Consider the following 21,560-nt stretch of genomic DNA (forward strand, 5'->3'; position numbering starts at 1 on the left):
TCTACTAGCATGATTCCAACTACTTTCCCATCAAAACATTAATATAAAAATATTGTAAAATTTCAGTTAATTATATATAATTACTTTAGCATAAAGATTAAAGATGCTGTTACATACGCATTTTTGAAGATCCCGTAGCTCAGCAGGGAGAGCGCCACCTTGACAGGGTGGAGGTCGTGAGTTCGAACCTCTCCGGGGTCATATTTGTAGAAACCGTGTCAAATCAACATTTGATGCGGTTTTTATTTGTTTACTTTCATACTCTATAGAGCCAGTGGTCACAGAATTGGTCACATTCCCTACAAAATCTCTTCTATTTTATTTACCGCATCTTCTTGCATTGTAGGCAGCACATGTGAGTATGTGTCTAATGTGATTTTGATGTTACTATGTCCTAACCTCTCAGAAATCACCTTCACATTTACACCTTTAGCTAATAGTAAAGTCGCATGGGTATGACGTAAATCATGGAATCGAATCTTTGGTACGACTGCTTTCTTAATCAAAGTGTTTAAACTTCGTCTAACATTAGCCGGATTGATTGGTGTTCCAGAAGGAGTACACATTAATAAGACATTGTCTTATTATCCTTCACCTTGACTCATTTTGTTAAAGCATTCTCTGCTTCTTTCTTAGTACTGAATACCACCCTTTTGAACCTCATAAATATTACATAACTAGTAATATGAGGATAATAGTGTTTTTTATTGCAGTTTCTCAAATATACTAAGGGGAATGTATAGAAAATATCATTCCATCTTCACCTCTTATCATATTTATAAAACCCAATATAAAAAATACAAGGTCTTTCGTTATGAAACATCACATTTTTTTCGCAAAAAAAGTCTCATTCCTTCAAAGTTCAGCTTAAAATGCATTACAAAAAATATTCTTCTCATATTCCACATAACCTTCATTTCTTATGTTAATTATATTTTCTCTCTTGTATATAACCTTAAAACTTGAATATATAATTATTTATACTTGTAAAAAACTTTTTCTAAAAGAATTAATTTATTTCCTAGTAGGTCCTGTATAATATACTACTGATAGGTAACCCTTTATATTGAAAATAAACAATTATATATAGACAACTTAGAATATCAACTTATGGTCATAAACGATCACAGAACTTACAATAACCATTTCTCTTTAATAACATTTCATTTATACAAACTCTTAAAAATGTCTTTAAATCCACGTTTCTCCGAAAATCACCAGGGTAAGCACCACTTTGACAGAATGGAAATCAACGGTTCAAATCCATTCGTGAGCGTATCCCCCTTTGATAACCAAAGGGGAATGTTCTCTATATTCTTGAATGAGGGTATCAGTAAATTTTTCAGCATAATAATCAATTCACATTATTATGCAATCATCCATTTTAGATTGTATAACTCTCTTTTAATTTTTCGGAGCAATATTATTAGATCGATGTGATGCCTTAATCGTATGGTTACAAGCACTACATATAAATTTACGAACACCTTTGTGAATCATGTGATGCTTACCACATTTCGGACATATATCTCCAGGCGTATAATCTATGCCTTGTGGACCGCTTCCACATTTATGACAAAGATAATAATGTCCTACCCGAATAGGGCTTTCCCTACTATCAATGATTGATTCGCACCCCCAGCAGTGACTCAAATACACATTATGATCGTGTGGTATACCTTCTCTGCATGTCGCAATTGTTGTCCTGTAAACAGCTGTGAAGATTTTTGAGTACTCAAAGTTGTTTTGCATAATCTGTCTGCATTTTGAACACTTTAATCGCTCGCGAATTTCATTCAAACGGTTAATCCAGCCAGCCAACTTGTTAATGTACTCTCCGGAGTCTTCCAGACCTGCAACAAATGGTGTAACCTCGCAATAAGCGAGGAATTCATATAATGACCATTCTTCCCAAGTAAGCCCTGTATCGGAGTATAGTTGTGCCCATTCCCCTCGTTCAACAGATAGGTCCCCTGTCCAGCTGTTCTCATATCCATTATGCCGCTCCCAGAAATAAGAAGAGTCTTTTTGTTCACTGGTACTACAAGGGGCAACCTCACAGGCACCTCTTTTCCTTGAACAATATGCTCGCTCCGTTCTCCACTTTCCTTCTTGTATTTCTTCCACTGTATGCCATGGCCTTCCTTCACAATATGAAACAAGTCCCTCATAACAATCAGGCAACAATCTTAATGTCCTGATCATACCCGTCGAGTTCATTGCCTGTTTAATAATATCTTCCTGAATGTATTGGTGCGCTCTATTAAACACACTTTTTTTCCGTTCAACTGTTTGGTTTTTGCCCCATAGCAGTAATAATAGCGCTTTTATTTGTAGTTCGTGCTCGACCTCGCCTAGTCTTACAATAACATCTCTTTCTAAATTTATCCCTTCCTTTGCAATCCGGTACAGAGAAAGAACCTTTGAGGTTTTGGTAAACATCCTCCAAACTCTCTCTGGCGAACTTAAGAAAGAATCCCATAGTAGCTTCATTTGAGTTTGTGGAGAAAGATATGAAATAAACGGTCGTTTTTTTTGAAAATGAGCAGGGATAGATTCTACAAATTCTCTTTTGTCAGAAAAATCTTTCTCTTCATTCAACCATCTTGTCAGTTGTTCTTCATTCCCTTTTATATAATTATCCAAATCCATAAGTGGGAGTTTAATATTCTTTGGTGCAATTGACCAAAGTAGCTCACTTTTAACAAGATGTACAGGAATCAACCGCCATAGTGACTCGCTTAAAAAGCCTGCATTTCCCATTGCTGAATACAACTTAGAAATCCAGTCTTCTTTACATTCTGGATAAGCCTCAATTAATTTCACGAGACATTTGACATACTGGACATTGCGCTTCGATAAAGCCTGTAGTATATCCGAATTGTCCCTATATACTTGTAATGGCAATGACTCCCACTCATTCAGACCTGTCCGGATGAGTGCGTGGGTAAAAATTTTCTTTAACTCAGGAGAAACCACTTCTTTATTTGACTGATAAAGACGTATACACCATGACTTGATTTGGTCATCCCCGGCATACTTTGCAATGTGAACATGGTTTATAAGAAATTGTTCTTCATCCACAAATTTTAGCACAAAGTCTCGTTCCTTTTGATCCGTTAAATCCTGAAGCTTTTTCAACATGAATGGATACATATCATTTCTCTCAAGTTTGCTTATATAATGTGGAAATACGGATTTCCATATCCATGTTTCCGTATGCATGGACAGTTCTCTGAGCGTATCCATATCTTCCTCTAAGCTGAGTAATGTTACTTTTCTTGCTTCTTCTTTGTTTCTATAGCTACCAATCTCAAAAGTGACAATCACATTTTCCCTGAGCTTTTCCTCGTTGCACAGCAGTTGATTCTTATGGACATAGATATCCGAATCCTGGTGACGTAAAATAAAACCATATAGCTGTTTTTTCCCTAGGGAAGTTTCACCACCAAACCACTTTACTTTCCCAATTTGTCTCATAGTAACATTCCTTTGTTATTTGATAGCTGTTTTATTAAGTGACAGCTCCTATAGAATTTATGCGCCCCTACATTTATCCCTATAAGAATGACCGATTCAGATAATACTATCACACTGTCTGCTAGATAGAATCCACTATTTATCTACTACTATATCCATTGATTTTACAATTAAATACCTGCTACAACTTACCTCCGCGAAGAAAGTCTAACATCCCTTGTGATGTACTTTCTTCATATTTTTTTCTCGTTTGAACTTCTTTTAACATGGAAGATGTTTCTGTCATATTTGATAGTTGTTTTATTATTTGTCTTTCTACGTCCTTCGCATCATCTAGCTCTTTAAGAAATTTTTCTTTAAAGACCCTGCAATCAAATTGATTACGTTCGAATGTAAAGCTTAAATCTTTTCCCTCACCATTTTTGATTCTATCTGATAGATTTATAATTTCATTTTCTTGGCGAAAGTGAACTCTTAATGCAAGGTAGTTTTGTCGAACATAACCCCGACTATAAGATTTCATAATAAGCTGTGCCACCTGATCTAATGTATAATCTGGACTTATGTATTCAATATCAATACGATATTGCAGCGGATGCAAATACATTACATAAATTTGCAAATAACCACCAATCATAACATTATAGGTCTCTTTCAAATGACGTAAGACACGTATGATTTGTTTTTGGGTAATTATATTACTCTGAATTGTAATATAACTTGTTTGTTCACACCCATAATTGTAATTCAATTGTAAATCGAAGGCTTGTAAACAATCCTTCGCCTGCTCGAAATCTCCAGCTTTTTCAAACGCTTTGGCTGCTTGCTCATATTTCTCTAATTTTTGTAGTTTTAACGCTTCTACTAACCATTCACTTGCCTCGTGCTCCTTTTCATCAAATGGGAATATCAGATTTTCATCATAATTAAAATAAGAAGACAATAATTCCTCTACTACTGTCGATTCATTTTCCAAAAAGTAAATATTACTCTTAGCTCTAGTCACAACAATATAAAGCATATTATAATACACACGGTAAAGTTCTTCTGCCTTACCTCTGATTTTTAAAGTCTTTTCCCAAATATCCTTATAGTGCGTCATGATATTATAAGTGTATACGTTTCGATATTCTAATCCTCTGACTTCACTAATTGTAAATACACGTCCTACCGCTAAACCAGATTGTTGCAAGACTTCTTTTTCATGCTCATCTGCAACAATGATAATGCTATTGATATCATGGTCAACTTTTTCAAAAAATTGTTTTACATTATCTAAATTATGTACTACATATGGCCTACTCCCGAAACTTATCGCTATCTGGTCTAGCATGAACTTCGAATCGTAACTTTTAAACTTGGTGCTCGCTAATTCTTTTAACTTATTAATCCACTCAACAATTTCAAATGGATTTCTATAGTTCTTATCTATAAAGTGCTCTGATAACCGATGACGTTTCTCGAATAATTCTTTTTTAAGAAAATCCATATTAAAATGATATGTATAAATACATTGATGTACATCACCTAAGAGCATCATATTATTAATTTGTATACAATGCATTAATGATTTTAATTGCCTTTTAGAAAGTTCCTGTACTTCATCATAAATAAAGTAATCAAACAAAAATTTTATATTTTTATTTAATAACATCGTGGCCACATCATTATCATCATAGTATCCGTTACTATTCAGCCATTGCTGGTATTGTTCTGCTATTTTATACACTTTTTGTTTCATATCAACTGAAACGAGCGAAGTATTATTGAAATAATCCTCCTTTTTTAAAAAAGGATCTCTATAAACCTCGCCTTTAATTAGAGTATTTATTTCAATCCAAATTTCTAAAACAGATATGGAGAATGCTTTATCAATGATAGCATTATGTTCAATCCATTTATAAAACTCTTTAAATTGAATTATGTTTTCTAGTCGAATATTTAATTTTAATGCACATAATTCCCTAAAAGTTATAAACTCAATATTTGCAGATGTATCGCTATACTGTTCAAACATAGACTTCGTTTTATTAATAATAGCATTCGAATTTGTCATGTAAACGGTATGTAGGCCAAGCTCTTTATTTAACAAACATTTTTGAATTGCAATCATTGTTTTCCCACTACCAGCGCAACCAAATACTACAACCGGTTTCTGTAATTCCATCAAGCAACCATACTGCTCCGAACTCAAATAATACATTTTCTGTAAATCATTTTCTTCAACAAATAAAGCTATATATTCGTCTTCTATAACAATTTCCTGTTGCATATTTGCTAAAAATATCTGTGCCTCCTGAGCAATATATAAATCTGTTTTCTCATCTTGCTCATCTACTTGTTCATACTGTTGTTCATCTATTTGTAAATTAATAATTTGGTGTAATTGCTCTTTGTACGCTTTTGCAGCACGAATTTGCGTATCATGCTTTTGAAAAGAAATAAACAATATGGTATCGTCTATATATTTGAACAAAATACGATCCCCTGTATTAATACGAAACTTATAAATTTCAGTACCATATACTTTTCGTATCCAAAATCCACCTGGGATATCGGCAAGAGAACGGCTTTCTAATAATCTAGACTCGAATTCTTTAATTTTACGTAAAACAAGCTTTTTTTTCTCAATTGGAATATCTTGTATAAATGTACGTGTAACTTTCACTGCTAAACCTCAAAAGTATCTATAAATTTTTTAGCTGCTGCTAAACACTTTTTATTATACTTACTCAATTTACCAGCAGAAGGAGATAATACTTTCCTTCCATTGATTTTACTGTAAGGATCAATACTTTGTCGGTAATATGCAACAATTTCTCTATATTCCCATTCTCGTTCATTTTTTTCATCTAGTAAAGTATGACCTAAATGTATTAAAAGAACTGTTTCATCATTATATTTAAGATCATAAGCGACTTTATAAGCACGTGCACTTGCTTCATAGTCCTTTAATATATTGAATAACTTCCCTAAATTAAAATAGGCAATTGGATTTGTATGATCTATATGAATAGCTTCTTCATATAATTTTTGGGCCTCCTCATAATTTCCTACGCGTTTATACATAGCCCCTGTATCTAAAAGATCTACATATTTTCTTCCACTCTGTTGCATAAAATCTTCTCATCTCCATTCAAATTTTCCACTATTATTAAATATCATTCCATACATATAATTATTCGTTCTAATTCGGATAATTTTTTAAAAATTCCAATCTATTATATCTTATTTCTATCTAACTAATCCAACATAACGAAATAACAAATATCTAATATCAATTTTTTATTTTTCCACCTTACTAATTTCTCATAAAAAATATAGACTATCCTATATTTCTTGTTACAATTAGCTCTCCTCATCTAGAAATCCTATTTGGTTAAAGTACACCATTAAAACCTATCAGAAGTAATCATACATGTTAATTATACAAGAATATAAAAATTCCAATTAATATCCAAATTACTTTTCTAATAAAGAATTTAAATTAATCGGTGCATCTATCAATAATTTAAAATCTTCTCTAGAGAAGCAACTTAAAATGATGAAGCAATTTGACGGAAATACTGAGAACAGTGAACTAGATTATGAATACCTCTTAAAATCAGCTACAGAAGATTATAAAAAAGCTGAAACAAACATCGAAAAGCTTGAATCTTCTTGGAACGTAGTATATACAAGCAAATAAAGTGAAACTTCAATTACTTGTTATAACCACATTTTTATAAATTGCATAAAAAAAGATGCCAGCAAATGCTGACATCTTTTTAACTACTTTGAAATTCTCATTTTAATATTTTTGTGAACATCTCTCTTTTACAAGAACTAAATTACTTCCCACCAAACATCTTCCCCAAGGACTCCGCATTGGCAAAAAACTTCTCCCTTCTATCAATCCGTATCCGTAGCACAAACTAACCACATTTTATGCTCCTTACTATCTAGCACCATCCAAGTAACATCCCACGCAACATCGTAAAACCAATCTGTCCAAGGGCGATAGCTTTCGAACACTTTTATATCTTCGTATCGATCTTGAAACATATATTGACATACATTGACTGCTAATTGCTTTGCGATAACTGGTCGTTCCTTAAATCCTTCATATGCTCCGCCCCACAAAATTTGAGCGGCAATACTTCCATCAAGCATGACTGCCAGCCGCTCTTTAAAACGAAACTTATATTTGTCTGATGTATGTATTTTTAACTCTTCTAAGTTATTGATTATGTCTAAAGAGTTGAAGATTCTTCTAAAGAAGTGCTCGTGTCCATCTTTCGAATGTGGTATTTCTTTGAAAAAATTTTCGTTATGCACTTTGAAACAGCTTATTATTGCTCCACCAATTATGTTTTGTTCCTTAAACGTGTTTATAAGTTGCTCAATAGATGAGTCATTCGTGTCTATTTTTTCAAACGTTCCCTCTTTCCATCTCATAACGCCCACTACTCTCTATTAAAAATTTGTTTCTTCATTATAAATAGCAAAATAAAAGCCAGCAACTTTAAGGTTGCTGGCCTATCTTTTATTCATATTCGAAAAAACAATTATAATTGCTCCAAGCACATAATGCCCCGCTACCATCCACATACTCCGATCAAAGATCATAAGCGATAACCAAAGCAATAGATTAATAGCAGCAAATAATACATATAAAATGAAGTCTCTCTTTTGGAGTGCTTCTCTATTCATCAAAATATAAATCGCACCGATTGGCGGAAGGACGAAGCAAAGGAAAAAAAACAAACATTTTTCTTAACGACCATGGGTATGAAGTTACTGTCTGCATATGAGTCTCCTTTTCACTTTATAGTACATGTAATATCGGTCTTACTACTCTATATTCATCACTATAAGGCTCCTTGATGATTAAAGGTGAGTGAGGACCTTTTTCTTCTTCTATCATTGTGAATACTTCTGTTTTTTCTTGTAATGTGTTGGATTCACTGTTTTTAGTAGGTTTTTTACTTGTTTCGATTTTCTTCGTTACTTCTCCGAGCCTTTGTCCAACTTTTTCAGCTTCGGCAGGTTCATTCGTAACGGCGTATTCCTGACCCTCCCATACTAACATAGGTGGCACTTGTTCTCGTTTGTTACATATTATATAAGTAATACTAGCTATAAGTAGTAGGCATGTTAATAAAAAGAAGATAGTCTTTTTATTCATATACTATGCCCCCTATCTATCATTTTATTAAATTATATAATATCGATTATATGTAGTAAATGGATTTGGGGATTTTATACCAAAAGAAAAACCTTACTACAGTAAGGTTCCATTTTTAAATTCTATAGTGATTGATTTATTAAAACGATCATTACAATGATCGCTATAAACATAACAACTAAACAGCCGATCATTTTATAAAAGCCTCGTTTCGTTAACGTCCCACCTTGAACGTCTTTCCGAATAAATAAGAATACGGCTAAAAATAATACAAGCCCAATGCCAAAAGCATACATCATTTGCATATGTTAATCTTCCTTTCTCTCTTCCATCTTAATATCTTTTCGATAAAACAACAAATGAGATAAAAACTGTACTCATCGTAAGTGCCATTAGGATGTTCAATAATTCAGTAGCAGATAATGTAAGTATTTTTAAGTTTAAGCCGAAAGAGAAAAGAAGGTAATATGCCGTTAGCGCAAAAAAGCTGAAGAACATTCCTTTATAACGAATAAGTTTCATCCGTTCATCTTTTTCTTTAAATTGTGGGTGTAAATAACTTAAGCAAAAACACATAATCATCATACCAAGTAATGGATAAGTTGCTGGTGGTGGTGCGGAATGCGTCATTATACCTGTTAATATCATAAATCCACTCATGAATAGAAAAATAATTCCCATGATAACGAAGTACTTTTGTGAATAGTTCATCTTTATTCCTCCCCTTCTTTTCCTTCATAAATAAATACATGTTCTATCGTTGTCTGAAATGTTTTCGCGATTTCAAATGCTAACGGAAGTGATGGATCATATTTTCCTTTTTCAATTGAAATGATGGTTTGTCTGGAAACTCCAAGTTTCTCAGCCAATTTTTCTTGAGATAGCCCAAATTTTTTTCGGTATTCGACCATTTTATTTTCCAAGGAAACTTCTCCCTCCTCCCTTATACCGAGTATATATGTAAAGCAAACTTTACGTCAAGCTTCCTTTACATTCATTTTGTTTATTTTTCGTTCTATTTATATAGAAGAAACTTTTTCAGTTTCAGCACGTCTATTTTGAAATGAAACGCGGAACACTTTAAATAACCGTTACTATATCTCCTCCTCTCTTTTTTTAAAATTTAATATCTCCCTATTTGTTTTATCCTTTTAAAATATTTCATTGATCTCTTTATTCTACGAAATGCGTTATTGGTTTTACGGTGTTTTTCGTCATATTTATAGAAACTAACTGTTTATGAAGCATTTTTTATGTCTAGCAACTTTTTTTGTAGAAATCCTTCACTTTCCTTTCAATATTTAACACTATCTAAATAAAGTTTACGATAAATTCATAATTTTTTATTTTTTATACTATATTCCGTTATATTGTTGTATAATATCAATGAAAGCGCTTATTATTTCAATATACATAATTCGAACTCATTTTTATCGAAACATTCTAATTATTATACTTATATTTACATGCAACAATTTTAGTTATTCATGTAGGTATACCAAATATATCCACCCTATTTTTCTGTAAAATTACTTTATAACATGAAAGATTAACTTGGGTGATAAGTTATTGTGAATGTTTTTTTACAAAACAGATAAGTAATAGTGTTTGGTATTATGTAAATTATTGTAATAACATAAGAGTAAAGAAAACATTTACATTGATTATTGGTTCATCAATTATTGAAAAGAGCAAAATGCACCTTTTTGTATGGAAAAAGGATTATATGCATTGGGAGGTTTAAACAAATGACGAGGAAGAATACAACGACAAACCCTTGGGCCAAGTTCCACGGTCCGAACCTTGGTTATGTTATTGAGCAGTATGATCTTTACGTAACTGGAGCAGGTTCTGTTGATCCGGAATTACAAGAGCTTTTTGAAATTTTTGGAGCTCCTTCGTTTCAAGATGATGTCGTAACAGGGGACAACACAGCAACACATTTTTCTCCTCAAAACACAGGGAACATTGAAAAAATTCTTAAAGTCGTTCAGCTTGTTGAACAGATTCGTTCTTTCGGGCATACGTTGGCTCACATCAATCCGATGGAAGATGCTGCAAATGGACAATCTCTTCTTGAGAAAGCAATGAACGAACTGAGCGATGCTGACTTGAAAGCGATTCCAGCAAAGACAGTATGGCAAGATGCGCCAGAAGGTATTCACACTGCACTTGATGTAATTCATAGATTAAAAGACGTTTATACAAAATCTTTAGCTTATGAATTTTCTCATATACAAGATAGTGAAGAACGCGCGTGGTTGCATCAAATGGTGGAATCAAATTCATTGCGTCAACCACTATCAAATAAAAAACGAACTGCTCTTTTAAAACGTTTAACAGCTGTTGAAGGTTTCGAGCAATTCTTGCATAAAACATTCGTTGGGCAAAAGCGTTTCTCTATCGAGGGCGTTGATATGCTTGTACCTGTTCTAGATGAAATTGTTCTAGAAGGTGCTAAAAGCGGCGTAGAAGATGTCATGATTGGTATGGCTCACCGCGGTCGTCTAAGCGTACTTGCACACGTATTAGAAAAACCATATAGTCACATGTTTGCTGAGTTCAAACATGCAAAAATAGAAGGCGCAGTGGCTAACTCTGGCTGGACTGGCGACGTAAAATACCATTTAGGTAGAGAACAAGTCGTTAGTAACGAAGAAGTTAGCACTCGCGTTACATTAGCAAATAACCCGAGTCACCTTGAGTTCGTTAACCCTGTTGTGGAAGGTTTCGCACGTGCGGCTCAAGAGAATCGTAAAAAATCTGGTCTTCCAGAACAAGACACTTCAAAATCATTCGTAATTTTAGTTCATGGTGATGCTGCATTCCCTGGTCAAGGTATTGTATCTGAAACATTGAACTTAAGCAGATTGAACGCGTATCAAACAGGCGGAACAATTCATGTTATCGCAAACAATGCAGTTGGTTTTACAACTGATAGCTATGATTCTCGTTCTACGAAATATTCAAGTGACCTTGCAAAAGGTTTCGATATTCCAATTGTTCACGTGAACGCTGATGATCCAGAAGCTTGTCTTGCTGCTGCTAACCTTGCGATTCAATATCGTACATTGTTCAAAAAAGACTTCTTAATCGATTTAATTGGTTACCGCCGCTACGGTCATAACGAAATGGATGACCCAGCAGTTACGCAACCACAAGTATACAAAAAGATTAAAAACCACCCAACTGTAAGAGCGATTTATGCAGACCAATTACAAACTGCTGGTGTTCTAAATGCAGATGAGGTTGAAACAATTACACAGTTTATACAAGAGCAATTAAAATCTGACTATGCACAAGTACCACCAGCTGATACGAGCGATGCAACAATTCATGTTAAAGTACCAGATGTTGTTGCAAAAGGCATTCAGCCAATTGATACTGGTGTTGAGATTGACTCACTTCGCGCAATTAATGAAGGTCTACTATCTTGGCCAGAAGGCTTTAACGTATATCCAAAAGTGAAGAAAATTCTTGAGCGCCGTAAAGATGCTCTTGAAGAGAACGGTAAAATTGAATGGGCACTTGCTGAGTCATTAGCATTCGCTTCTATTTTACAAGAAGGTACGCCAATTCGTTTAACTGGTCAAGATTCACAGCGTGGTACATTCGCGCACCGTCATATCGTATTACACGATACGGATACAAATGAAACATATTCACCATTGCATCGCTTACCAAACATTAATGCATCCTTCTCTGTTCATAACAGTCCGTTATCAGAAGCTGCTGTTGTTGGTTACGAGTATGGTTATAACGTATTCGCTCCAGAAACTCTTGTTATGTGGGAAGCGCAATATGGTGACTTCTCAAATACTGCGCAAGCATTATTTGATCAATATGTTTCAGCTGGAAGAGCAAAATGGGGTCAAAAATCTGGTTTAGTTCTTCTATTACCACACGGTTATGAAGGTCAAGGACCAGAGCACTCTAGTGCACGTCCAGAGCGATTCTTACAGTTAGCTGCTGAGAATAACTGGACAGTTGCAAACTTAACGAGCGCGGCACAATACTTCCATATTTTACGTCGTCAAGCATCTATCTTAGGAACAGAAGCTGTTCGACCGTTAGTATTGATGACGCCGAAGAGTTTATTACGTCACCCACTTACGCTTTCAACTGCTAGTCAGTTAAGCGAAGGACGTTTCCAACCTGCTCTAGAACAAGAAAACCTTGGCACGAAACCAAACAAAGTAAAACGTCTTGTTTTAAGCACAGGTAAAATGGCGATTGACTTAGCTGCAGAAATTGAGTCTGGTAAACATGAATACAACTTAGATGAAGTTCATGTCGTTCGTATTGAACAGCTGTACCCATTCCCTGCTGAGAAAGTTCAATCTATTATTAAACGCTTTAAAAACTTAGAAGAAATTATTTGGGTTCAAGAAGAACCTCGTAATATGGGCGCATGGCATTACATGGCTCCAATTCTGTTCGAACTTGCTGGAGATAAAGTGAAAACAGGTTACATTGGACGTCCAGATCGCTCTAGCCCATCTGGTGGCGATCCATTCGCTCACAAAGCTGAGCAAGAACTAATTGTTGCACACGCTTTAGATGTGAAGTATAACTTCCGTCAAGATAAACAAGAAATTGAAGTTTTCAGCAACTAAAAAGTAACAATGAAGATTTCTAGCTTGCTCCCCGGACGGATACTCTGCCCGGGGAGCGGGCTAACAAATGGAGATTACCGAAGACAAAAGAAGAAAAAACACACCGTTAGGCAAATAAGGGGAGGACATTTAAAATGATCGAAATTAAAGTACCTGAGCTTGCAGAATCTATTACTGAAGGAACTATCTCACAATGGCTTATCAACGTAGGCGACAAAGTTGAGAAAGGTGGCAGCGTTGTTGAGCTTGAAACTGATAAAGTCAATGTAGAAATCATTGCAGAAGATTCAGGTATTGTATCGAAGTTACTAGGCGAACCTGGGGATACAGTTGAAGTTGGCGCAACTATCGCAATTTTAGATGCAAACGGAGCACCAGTTGCAGTAAGTACACCTGCACCAGCGGCTGAGCAACCAAAACAAGAAACAACTGAAGCACCGAAAGCTGCGGCTCCAAATGCTGAGCAAGCTGCAACTTTACAAGGTTTACCAAATACGAACCGTCCGATCGCATCACCAGCTGCTAGAAAAATGGCTCGTGAATTAGGAATCGACTTAAACGACGTACGTAGCACAGATCCACTTGGACGTGTGAGACCACACGATGTACAAGCTCATGCTGCAGCACCAAAAGAAGCACCAGCTGCTCCAAAAAGTCCAGCTCCTGCTCCAGTTGCAAAAACGGAATTCGAAAAACCAGTTGAGCGTGTGAAAATGTCCCGCCGCCGTCAAACAATTGCAAAACGCCTTGTAGAAGTTCAACAAACATCTGCAATGTTAACAACATTTAACGAAGTTGATATGACTGCAATCATGGAATTACGTAAAGAGCGTAAAGATGCTTTCGAGAAAAAACATGATGTACGTCTTGGCTTCATGTCATTCTTCACAAAAGCAGTTGTTGCAGCATTAAAACAATTCCCATTATTAAATGCTGAAATTCAAGGCGACGAGCTTATCATTAAAAAATTCTATGATATCGGTATTGCAGTAGCAGCTCCAGATGGATTGGTTGTACCAGTTGTACGCGATGCTAACCAATTAAACTTCGCTGAAATCGAAAGTGAAATTCGTAATTTAGGTATGAAAGCACGTGACAACAAACTTTCATTAAAAGAACTACAAGGTGGTACATTCACAATTACAAACGGTGGTGTGTTCGGTTCTCTAATGTCAACACCGATCCTAAACAGCCCACAAGTTGGTATTTTAGGAATGCACAAAATCCAAGTACGTCCAGTTGCAATCGATGCAGAACGTATGGAAAACCGTCCAATGATGTACATCGCTTTATCTTACGATCACCGTATTGTTGATGGTAAAGAAGCAGTTAGCTTCCTTGTTGCTGTTAAAGATATGCTTGAAGATCCAAAATCATTATTATTAGAAGGTTGATAGATTAATAATCTATTAAAGGTTGTAGAATGAATCATTCTACAACCTTTTTTTATTGCGTTCATACGGGACAAATTTCATAACATAAGCTAATAATGTATGCCTAAACGTAAGGAGGATTAAAATGAATAACCTTCCAATTCATGCAAAACTTAAAGCTAATAAGGATACTTTCTTCCTCCCCGACTCAAACGGGGGTGTCTATTTTCGAAATAACGCCAGTTCATTTCGTATGGACGGTGATGGAATTTACAACTGGATTGAAAAATTAATGCCAATGTTTAACGGTAATTACTCTTTAGCAGAAATAACCGACGGTCTCCCTCTCCCCTATCAAAATCGTGTATTTGAAATCGGAGAGATTTTATATGAAAATGGTTTCGTTCGGGATGTAAGTCAAGATGCACCTCATGAATTAAATAGCGCATTACTTGATAGATACGCTTCACAAATTGAATTTTTAGAAGCTGATTCTCATTCAGGCGCTCTAAAATTCGAAACATATCGCGCGGCAAACGTCCTTATAATTGGTTCTGGAGATATGCTTACTTCCTTAGTTTCTTCTTTATTAGAATCAGGATTACCTACCTTTCATTACCTTGTTACAGATTATGAGGAAACAAATTACGATCGCATTCATGAGCTAGTAGAACTTGCACATGAAGTTGATGATCATGTCCTTGTTCAGGAAATAGATACGACAATTGATCGTCCCCTGCATGAAGTGTTCGAGCCTTTCGACTGGATTTTGTATGTTTCTCAAAATGGAGATATTGAAGGCCTAAGAGCAGTTCACACGATTTGTAGAGAAGTAGGAAAGAACTTCATACCTTCCGTCTGTTTATCAGCACTTGGTATAGCCGGCCCTATCGTAACAGCTAATCGTGAAGAATGCTGGGAGTCCGCATGGCACCGGCTACATGAAACGACTTTACAAAATGAACATTCATCAGCATCATTTTCACCACTTCCATCTGCAATGTTAGCAAATATAATCGTATTTGAATTACTTAAGCATGTCGCTGATGATTCTTCCCGAGAAAAAGAACCACAATTCTTTTTATTAAATTACGAAACACTCGAAGGGGCATGGCATCCTTTTATAAAACATCCTCTCGCAACTGATGAAAGTTTTACAATTGATACGATAGAAAATCTTTCTGAACAACTTGAGCATCGGTCCAACCAACATACCTCAACTGATTTATTCCGCTTTTTCGACTCATTAACTTCTAAAGAAGCTGGTATATTCCATGTATGGGATGAACAAGATTCATATCAATTACCCTTATCACAATGCCATATTCAAGTAGCTACTCCACTATCAGATGGCCCTGCTTCCCTCCTGCCTCTTATGACTTGCGGAGGTTTAACTCATAATGAAGCACGCCGAGAAGCTGGTTTAACAGGAATTGAAACATATATAGCAGAAATTATGCACCGCCTTATTCCTGAACATAACGATATCGGTATTGGCGCTGGAGAAACAATGACAGAAGGTGTATACCGAGCGCTACAACAACATTTAAATAACAAATTGTATGAGCGGCAGTCACATATGCTAGAAGAAATTACGACGGTCGACTTAACCGAAATTCATGATAAACATTGTAGGTTTTATTACGATGCTCTCGCTACAATTCATGAAACACCTAAAATAGCAGTAAGTGAAGAGATTCTCAGCTTTCCAGTCGTTTGGGTCGGTATAAATAATCGATGGTACGGCGCATCTAATATTAATACAACGTTAGCGTTACGAAACGCACTACAACTATCCCTTCTTCATATTCAAAATGAAGAGACTCCATACAAAGCTAATATCTTGCCGGAATCCTCTATTATTTTATATGATACGGATTCTTTTAGGTTAGAAATACAAGCGGAAGAAGAACTTCCAAGCTCGCAATCTGTACAGCTTGCCTTGCAACATTTAGAAGAACATAATTTTTATCCATTCGTGTTTGATTTAGCTATTGAACCATTTTTGAAAGAAAACTTAGATGGTGTGTACGGGGTATTAATTGCAAAGGAGGACAGTCTATGACTCAAAATATATTGCTTATAGGAGATGGCTTACTTGCAAACTATGTACATGATGGACTATGCAAACAATATTCTATCATTCGCCAACATAGCCTTACAGAAGAACTCCCTGAAAACATTCATCTCGCTCTCGTACTACATGATGGCTCTCCTTCTTCTCTTCATCATGATGCCGAGCTAATGTTTCGATCGAATCATATTCCATGGCTACGTGCATTCACTTCATTTGGTGAAGGTATTATTGGCCCTTACATTCATCCTCTTGCAACTGGCTGTTCCAACTGCTCTGATGGACGCCGGTTTATCGCTGGCTTTGATCAACAGGAAATGTGGGAACTACAGCGGAAATATGCGTTAAAGGCAGATAATGTAACAAGGCGTGATGTACGTGCCACCCAAAATGGTATGTTACAAATGTGCCATCTTATTCGTGCAGAAACAGAGAAAATATTAACCCATAACCATTCTTCTTTAGAAAATGAACTCATTTTACTAAACTTACAAACACTGCAATGTACACGTCATTCTTTTCTTCCCGATCCGCTCTGCCCTGTATGTAGTAATTTGCCTGACGATACGGCAGATGCAGCAGCGATTTCGTTACAACCGAGCTTAAAAACAAGCGAAGCAACTTATCGCTGTCGTTCCATTCATGAACTAAACACATTTTTAACGAGAGATTATTTAGATTATCGGGTCGGTATGTTGAACGGAAAAATGCAGCATTCTTTATTACCATTTGCTGACGTTATTATAAACATGCCATTAATGTTTGGAAATGAAGGTGTTGCAGGCCGAACTCATTCATTTGCAATGAGTGAAGCAACTGCTATTTTAGAAGGTTTAGAACGATATTGTGGTATGTCACCTCGAGGAAAAAAGACAAATGTACACGGCAGTTTTCGTGAGTTAGAGGATCATGCACTTAATCCCCTCTTGCTCGGTGTACATACAAATGAACATTATAATCGTAATAGTTTTCCGTTTAAACCGTTTGATCCTGACTATGAACAAAACTGGGTATGGGGCTACTCTTTATTACAAAACCAGCCAATTTTAGTTCCTGAATCAATTGCTTATTATAGCCTCGGTCATCGAGATGCTTTCGTGTATGAAACATCAAATGGATGTGCAATTGGTGGTAGTTTAGAAGAGGCAATTTTTCATGGCATTTTAGAAATTGTAGAGCGTGACGCCTTTTTGCTCACTTGGTATGCCGAATTACCTCTTCCCCGCCTTGATCTTAGTTCAGCAAATGATACGGAATTACAATTAATGATTCAGCGGCTGTACACGATTACCGGGTATGAATTACATGCTTTTAACGCAACGATGGAACACGGTATCCCAAGCTTATGGGTAATTGCGAAAAATACGCGTGAAAATGGAATGAACGTTGTTTGTGCGGGAGGCTCTCATTTAGACCCTGTCCGCGCTTTAAAGAGTGCCATCCATGAAATAGCAGGCATGTTACTAATAGCAGACGATGAACTCGAACAAAAAAGAGAGCACTATGAAAACTGCTTACAAGACCCTTATCTCGTAAATAAAATGGAAGACCATAGTATGCTGTACGGATTAAAAGAAGCAGAAGAACGTCTTCACTTTCTTTTACGTGACGATGCCCCGGTACAATCATTCCAAGAAATGAATGCATTACAATCAGTTGATCTAGATTTAACATCCGATCTTCATCAACTTTTAAACCGTCTGCAGCAATCTGGACTTGACGTAATCGTTGTAAATCAAACAGTACCTCTTATAGAAAAAAACGGATTACATTGTGTAAAAGTCATTATTCCAGGCATGCTACCGATGACGTTCGGCCACCATCTCACTCGGGTTACAGGACTGGATAGAGTATATACTGTGCCGATGACACTTGGATATACAAACGAACCTTTAACAAATGAACAATTAAATCCACATCCGCATCCGTTTCCATAGTAAAGGAGGGGATTCTATGCAGCTGGATACTTTTTTACATCATCTCCATTTTTCTATAGACGAAATTATGCCGAACCATGAAGTGGACTGGGAAGATGCACCGCTCCCTTATAAATTATATCGAAATGTCCCTATTATTCCACTCTCTTTAGAAATCCCATTATCTTTACCTAACTCTTCTACTACACCTACTTTAAAAGAGATTGGTCATTACCTTTGGTACTCATTTGGTTTAACACAGTTATGTCAGCTAAATAGCGAGAAAATTTTATTCCGAAGATCTATCCCTTCAGGCGGCGCTTTATATCCAAATGAATTGTATATATATTTAAAGATTGATGATTATCCAGACGGTATTTACCATTACGACGCTGCGCATCACCGGCTTATCTTACTTCGTGAAGGAAATTTTGATTCTTATCTTACTGAGGCACTTGGCAATCGTTGTAACATACAGTCTTGTTTTGGCACTGCATTCGTATCCACTATGTTTTGGAAAAACTACTTTAAATACAATAATTTTTCATACCGTCTTCAAGGATTAGATAGTGGTGTTCTCATCGGACAATTACTTGCATGTGCCAAACAATTCGGTTACACAAATGGCGTATACTTTCAGTTTCTAGACCGTGCAATCAATCACTTACTCGGACTATCAGAAGGTGAAGAAAGCGTGTATGCTGTTGTTCCTTTCAGTACAGAACCACATACAAATTGGTTTCACAATGATTACCATGAAAATAAAGCAGTTACTTCTCATGAATTGTTGCAGCAAATTCCGCCGTTAGCACACGAACATTTCGTTCGCTCAAAACATGTAAATGAATATCCAATGATAACAAAAATAAATGAAGCTTCTATGATTGAATCGACAGCACACTTCCAAACACTACATCATGAAGAGCACTATCAACATCATGCGCACGCTGTACAATTGCCGCAAGTAGAACGGTTATCGTATGATTTCTTACAACTTTGTAAAGAACGGTATTCCCCTGATGCTGACTTTACTTTCACGAAATGGGATGCAGCCGAGCTCGCTACATTACTACAAGAAGCGAGTCTCTCCTTCCCTTATTACAACGACCTTGATGGTCAGTATGTAAATGAAAATGCACGGGTCTCATTATATGGATGTTTTTATAACGTAAAAGATATAGAAAACGGCGCTTATTCTTATAACAGTAAAACACATTCCATACAGCCACTTCGATATGGAGACCTTCGTTATCCCCTTCAATCCAGTATGACGATGGATAACGTAAATCTTTTTCAAGTACCGCTTTGCCTACATGTAGTCGGAAAGAAAGATTACTATACAAATGCATTAGGCTATAGAGGATACCGTATTCACCAAATGGAAGCTGGTATACTCGTTCATAAACTCGTTTTCGCCGCAACCGCGATGGGGATGGGCGGGCATCCATTACTAAGTTTTGATACAAATTCATGTGATCAGTTATACGGGATAGATACTGGAAATGAAACGTCTCTCATTCAAATTCCTGTCGGGGCTTATCGAGCGCGAAATTGGTTAAAAGGGGATTTGCGTAATTAGAAGCACGCCGATGAACGGCGTGCTTTTTTAAAGGACTTAATTTATAAAAAGCGAAATGAGTATATATTCTTACATAAAAGGAGAGTTTTACTTGAGTATTTTACAACGATTAATCCAGCAAGCAAAAAATCCTCGCGGGACAATTGGTTCTTCCATGCTTTGTATTATGAACAGTGCACATACGAGACTAACAAATTGGGCATTACAGAAAGTACATATAAAGAAAAATGCAATCATATTAGATATTGGCTGTGGCGGCGGTAAAACGATACACACTCTTTCAAAACGAACTCCACTTGGGAAAATATATGGGATTGATTACTCCGATCAAGCTGTTAAAAATTCTATACAGACGAATATAAAGGATGTTCAAAAACAAAAAGTCATTGTTCAACAAGCAAGCGTTTCTTCTATGCCCTATCATACAAACTTCTTCAATCTCATTACCGCTTTTCAAACACACTACTTTTGGCCTGATGTGGAACAAGATATAAAAGAAGTATTTCGCGTCCTACAACCGAATGGATCCTTTTTATTAGTGGCTGAAACTTTCAAAATTCAATATCATATGGAGAAATATAAAACGAATGAAGAATTAATAAACCTATTTTATAAAACAGGATTTACAAGCGTGAAATGTTACGAAGAAAGAGGATGCCTTTGTGTAATAGGAAACAAATAAAAAAGCAGACCCTTTGAGGTCTGCTTTTTTACTAGATTAATTTAAAGATACTCTTAATTTGTCTTGCAAATAACCAATTTTTCGTACCGTAGTTATCATTTAAACTATCTAAATTGATAGATTGTCCATTAGCAAACTTTAATTCTAACGTTGTATTTTTGTCATTTGTTTTTAAGTTGCTATGTGTAATAGCATCATACTTTAATTTTTCAATTTCAACATATTCATCTTTTTCTTGTCCGATTACGACATGGTCTTGGAAGAAGAACAATACTTCTACTTTCTTACCGAAACAAAATACGTTTTTCGTATAAATTAATGTCGCATTATCAAGTCCGACGCATACTTCTTTCATCTCTTCTACAACGTTTCCAAAGTCTTCTTCTTGTCTTGCGTTTGATTCAGCAATCCATTCTTCGATTGTTTTCATATTAATTGCCATACTGTGCCCCCTGGTTCGTTCATTGCTTTATTTTAAAATAAATACTATATGAAAATATAAGCGATAAGTACTATGTTTTCAAGGGTGAACGGTATATTCGAAATAAAGTGAAACTTTAATCAGCCTTCACCAATCAGGCTTTTACTAGCAGCCCGCCCTCCACCTAACTTCTTTGCTTTCGCTGAATTTTGAGGTGGTGGTCTTACTGACCGTTAATGCGAGATAAATACT

General features: G+C 35.9%; 16 protein-coding genes, 1 tRNA gene and 2 pseudogenes. 8 read left to right on the forward strand and 11 right to left on the reverse strand.

Features of this window, described 5'->3' with window-relative positions:
* The first annotated feature begins 128 nt into the window (after window positions 1-128).
* Window positions 129-201 (forward strand) — tRNA-Val (locus AABL52_RS20500).
* Between the two features lie 98 nt (window positions 202-299).
* Here the strand turns inward: AABL52_RS20500 and AABL52_RS20505 are convergent.
* The 4 genes and pseudogenes from AABL52_RS20505 to AABL52_RS20520 form a co-directional block, all read right to left on the reverse strand.
* Window positions 300-581 (reverse strand): annotated as a pseudogene (locus AABL52_RS20505) (site-specific integrase); the annotation flags it as partial.
* Window positions 582-1,404: 823 nt separating this feature from the next.
* Complete coding sequence (locus AABL52_RS20510) at window positions 1,405-3,480, reverse strand: cold shock domain-containing protein (protein ID WP_341518288.1); 2,076 nt, start codon at window positions 3,478-3,480, stop codon at window positions 1,405-1,407.
* 181 nt (window positions 3,481-3,661) lie between these two features.
* Window positions 3,662-6,148: a UvrD-helicase domain-containing protein gene (locus tag AABL52_RS20515; RefSeq protein ID WP_341518289.1), complete on the reverse strand. Its 2,487-nt coding sequence runs from the start codon at window positions 6,146-6,148 to the stop codon at window positions 3,662-3,664.
* A gap of 2 nt (window positions 6,149-6,150) precedes the next feature.
* Entirely contained in the window at window positions 6,151-6,597 is a 447-nt protein-coding gene (locus tag AABL52_RS20520) for a tetratricopeptide repeat protein (protein ID WP_341518290.1), read from the reverse strand.
* Window positions 6,598-7,021: 424 nt separating this feature from the next.
* Here AABL52_RS20520 and AABL52_RS20525 point away from each other — a divergent pair, with 424 nt between their 5' ends.
* The gene (locus AABL52_RS20525; protein WP_341518291.1) at window positions 7,022-7,168 is read left to right on the forward strand and encodes a hypothetical protein; all 147 of its coding nucleotides are present in this window, start codon (window positions 7,022-7,024) and stop codon (window positions 7,166-7,168) included.
* A gap of 203 nt (window positions 7,169-7,371) precedes the next feature.
* Here AABL52_RS20525 and AABL52_RS20530 read toward each other — a convergent pair whose 3' ends face one another.
* The 6 genes and pseudogenes from AABL52_RS20530 to AABL52_RS20555 all read right to left on the reverse strand — a co-directional run bounded on the left by AABL52_RS20530 (window position 7,372) and on the right by AABL52_RS20555 (window position 9,570).
* Complete coding sequence (locus AABL52_RS20530) at window positions 7,372-7,917, reverse strand: hypothetical protein (RefSeq protein WP_341518292.1); 546 nt, start codon at window positions 7,915-7,917, stop codon at window positions 7,372-7,374.
* An 81-nt stretch (window positions 7,918-7,998) separates the two neighbouring features.
* Window positions 7,999-8,269 (reverse strand): annotated as a pseudogene (locus AABL52_RS20535) (hypothetical protein).
* Between the two features lie 18 nt (window positions 8,270-8,287).
* A complete protein-coding gene (locus AABL52_RS20540) occupies window positions 8,288-8,647 on the reverse strand; it encodes a hypothetical protein (RefSeq protein WP_341518293.1) in 360 nt (119 codons plus the stop codon).
* Window positions 8,648-8,769: 122 nt separating this feature from the next.
* Entirely contained in the window at window positions 8,770-8,952 is a 183-nt protein-coding gene (locus AABL52_RS20545) for a DUF3976 domain-containing protein (protein ID WP_001178300.1), read from the reverse strand.
* 28 nt (window positions 8,953-8,980) lie between these two features.
* Window positions 8,981-9,358 carry a permease gene (locus AABL52_RS20550; RefSeq protein WP_097845375.1) on the reverse strand — a complete coding sequence of 126 codons (378 nt, stop codon included), beginning with the start codon at window positions 9,356-9,358 and terminating at the stop codon, window positions 8,981-8,983.
* Between the two features lie 2 nt (window positions 9,359-9,360).
* Window positions 9,361-9,570 carry a helix-turn-helix transcriptional regulator gene (locus AABL52_RS20555; RefSeq protein ID WP_000428510.1) on the reverse strand — a complete coding sequence of 70 codons (210 nt, stop codon included), beginning with the start codon at window positions 9,568-9,570 and terminating at the stop codon, window positions 9,361-9,363.
* Window positions 9,571-10,395: 825 nt separating this feature from the next.
* Here AABL52_RS20555 and odhA point away from each other — a divergent pair.
* The 6 genes from odhA (at window position 10,396) to AABL52_RS20585 (ending at window position 20,887) form a co-directional block, all read left to right on the forward strand.
* On the forward strand, window positions 10,396-13,263 hold the full coding sequence (odhA, locus tag AABL52_RS20560) for a 2-oxoglutarate dehydrogenase E1 component (protein WP_000197139.1): 2,868 nt from the start codon (window positions 10,396-10,398) through the stop codon (window positions 13,261-13,263).
* A 134-nt stretch (window positions 13,264-13,397) separates the two neighbouring features.
* Complete coding sequence (gene odhB / locus AABL52_RS20565; protein WP_000569904.1) at window positions 13,398-14,657, forward strand: 2-oxoglutarate dehydrogenase complex dihydrolipoyllysine-residue succinyltransferase; 1,260 nt, start codon at window positions 13,398-13,400, stop codon at window positions 14,655-14,657.
* 124 nt (window positions 14,658-14,781) lie between these two features.
* A complete protein-coding gene (locus AABL52_RS20570; protein WP_341518294.1) occupies window positions 14,782-16,701 on the forward strand; it encodes a putative thiazole-containing bacteriocin maturation protein in 1,920 nt (639 codons plus the stop codon).
* Window positions 16,698-18,647: a TOMM precursor leader peptide-binding protein gene (locus AABL52_RS20575; protein ID WP_341518295.1), complete on the forward strand. Its 1,950-nt coding sequence runs from the start codon at window positions 16,698-16,700 to the stop codon at window positions 18,645-18,647. Before AABL52_RS20570 ends, AABL52_RS20575 begins: the two co-directional genes overlap by 4 nt.
* Before the next feature lie 16 nt (window positions 18,648-18,663).
* Window positions 18,664-20,205 carry a SagB family peptide dehydrogenase gene (locus tag AABL52_RS20580; RefSeq protein ID WP_341518296.1) on the forward strand — a complete coding sequence of 514 codons (1,542 nt, stop codon included), beginning with the start codon at window positions 18,664-18,666 and terminating at the stop codon, window positions 20,203-20,205.
* Between the two features lie 91 nt (window positions 20,206-20,296).
* The gene (locus AABL52_RS20585) at window positions 20,297-20,887 is read left to right on the forward strand and encodes a class I SAM-dependent methyltransferase (protein WP_098258232.1); all 591 of its coding nucleotides are present in this window, start codon (window positions 20,297-20,299) and stop codon (window positions 20,885-20,887) included.
* A 31-nt stretch (window positions 20,888-20,918) separates the two neighbouring features.
* On the opposite strand, the gene AABL52_RS20590 is transcribed toward AABL52_RS20585, so the two are convergent.
* The gene (locus AABL52_RS20590) at window positions 20,919-21,329 is read right to left on the reverse strand and encodes a DUF3908 family protein (RefSeq protein WP_000996801.1); all 411 of its coding nucleotides are present in this window, start codon (window positions 21,327-21,329) and stop codon (window positions 20,919-20,921) included.
* Between the last annotated feature and the right edge of the window lie 231 nt (window positions 21,330-21,560).

The organism is Bacillus paramobilis (genome assembly GCF_038096195.1).
GTDB classification, from domain to species: Bacteria; Bacillota; Bacilli; order Bacillales; family Bacillaceae_G; genus Bacillus_A; species Bacillus_A mobilis.

Bases quoted from the DNA above. Each gene is read 5' to 3' on its own strand.
- AABL52_RS20510 (WP_341518288.1), bottom strand. From the start codon at position 3,480: ATGAGACAAATTGGGAAAGTAAAGTGGTTTGGTGGTGAAACTTCCCTA.
- AABL52_RS20520 (WP_341518290.1), bottom strand. From the start codon at position 6,597: ATGCAACAGAGTGGAAGAAAATATGTAGATCTTTTAGATACAGGGGCT.
- AABL52_RS20525 (WP_341518291.1), top strand. From the start codon at position 7,022: ATGATGAAGCAATTTGACGGAAATACTGAGAACAGTGAACTAGATTAT.
- AABL52_RS20530 (WP_341518292.1), bottom strand. From the start codon at position 7,917: ATGAGATGGAAAGAGGGAACGTTTGAAAAAATAGACACGAATGACTCA.
- AABL52_RS20540 (WP_341518293.1), bottom strand. From the start codon at position 8,647: ATGAATAAAAAGACTATCTTCTTTTTATTAACATGCCTACTACTTATA.
- AABL52_RS20545 (WP_001178300.1), bottom strand. From the start codon at position 8,952: ATGCAAATGATGTATGCTTTTGGCATTGGGCTTGTATTATTTTTAGCC.
- AABL52_RS20550 (WP_097845375.1), bottom strand. From the start codon at position 9,358: ATGAACTATTCACAAAAGTACTTCGTTATCATGGGAATTATTTTTCTA.
- odhA (WP_000197139.1), top strand. From the start codon at position 10,396: ATGACGAGGAAGAATACAACGACAAACCCTTGGGCCAAGTTCCACGGT.
- odhB (WP_000569904.1), top strand. From the start codon at position 13,398: ATGATCGAAATTAAAGTACCTGAGCTTGCAGAATCTATTACTGAAGGA.
- AABL52_RS20570 (WP_341518294.1), top strand. From the start codon at position 14,782: ATGAATAACCTTCCAATTCATGCAAAACTTAAAGCTAATAAGGATACT.
- AABL52_RS20575 (WP_341518295.1), top strand. From the start codon at position 16,698: ATGACTCAAAATATATTGCTTATAGGAGATGGCTTACTTGCAAACTAT.
- AABL52_RS20580 (WP_341518296.1), top strand. From the start codon at position 18,664: ATGCAGCTGGATACTTTTTTACATCATCTCCATTTTTCTATAGACGAA.
- AABL52_RS20590 (WP_000996801.1), bottom strand. From the start codon at position 21,329: ATGGCAATTAATATGAAAACAATCGAAGAATGGATTGCTGAATCAAAC.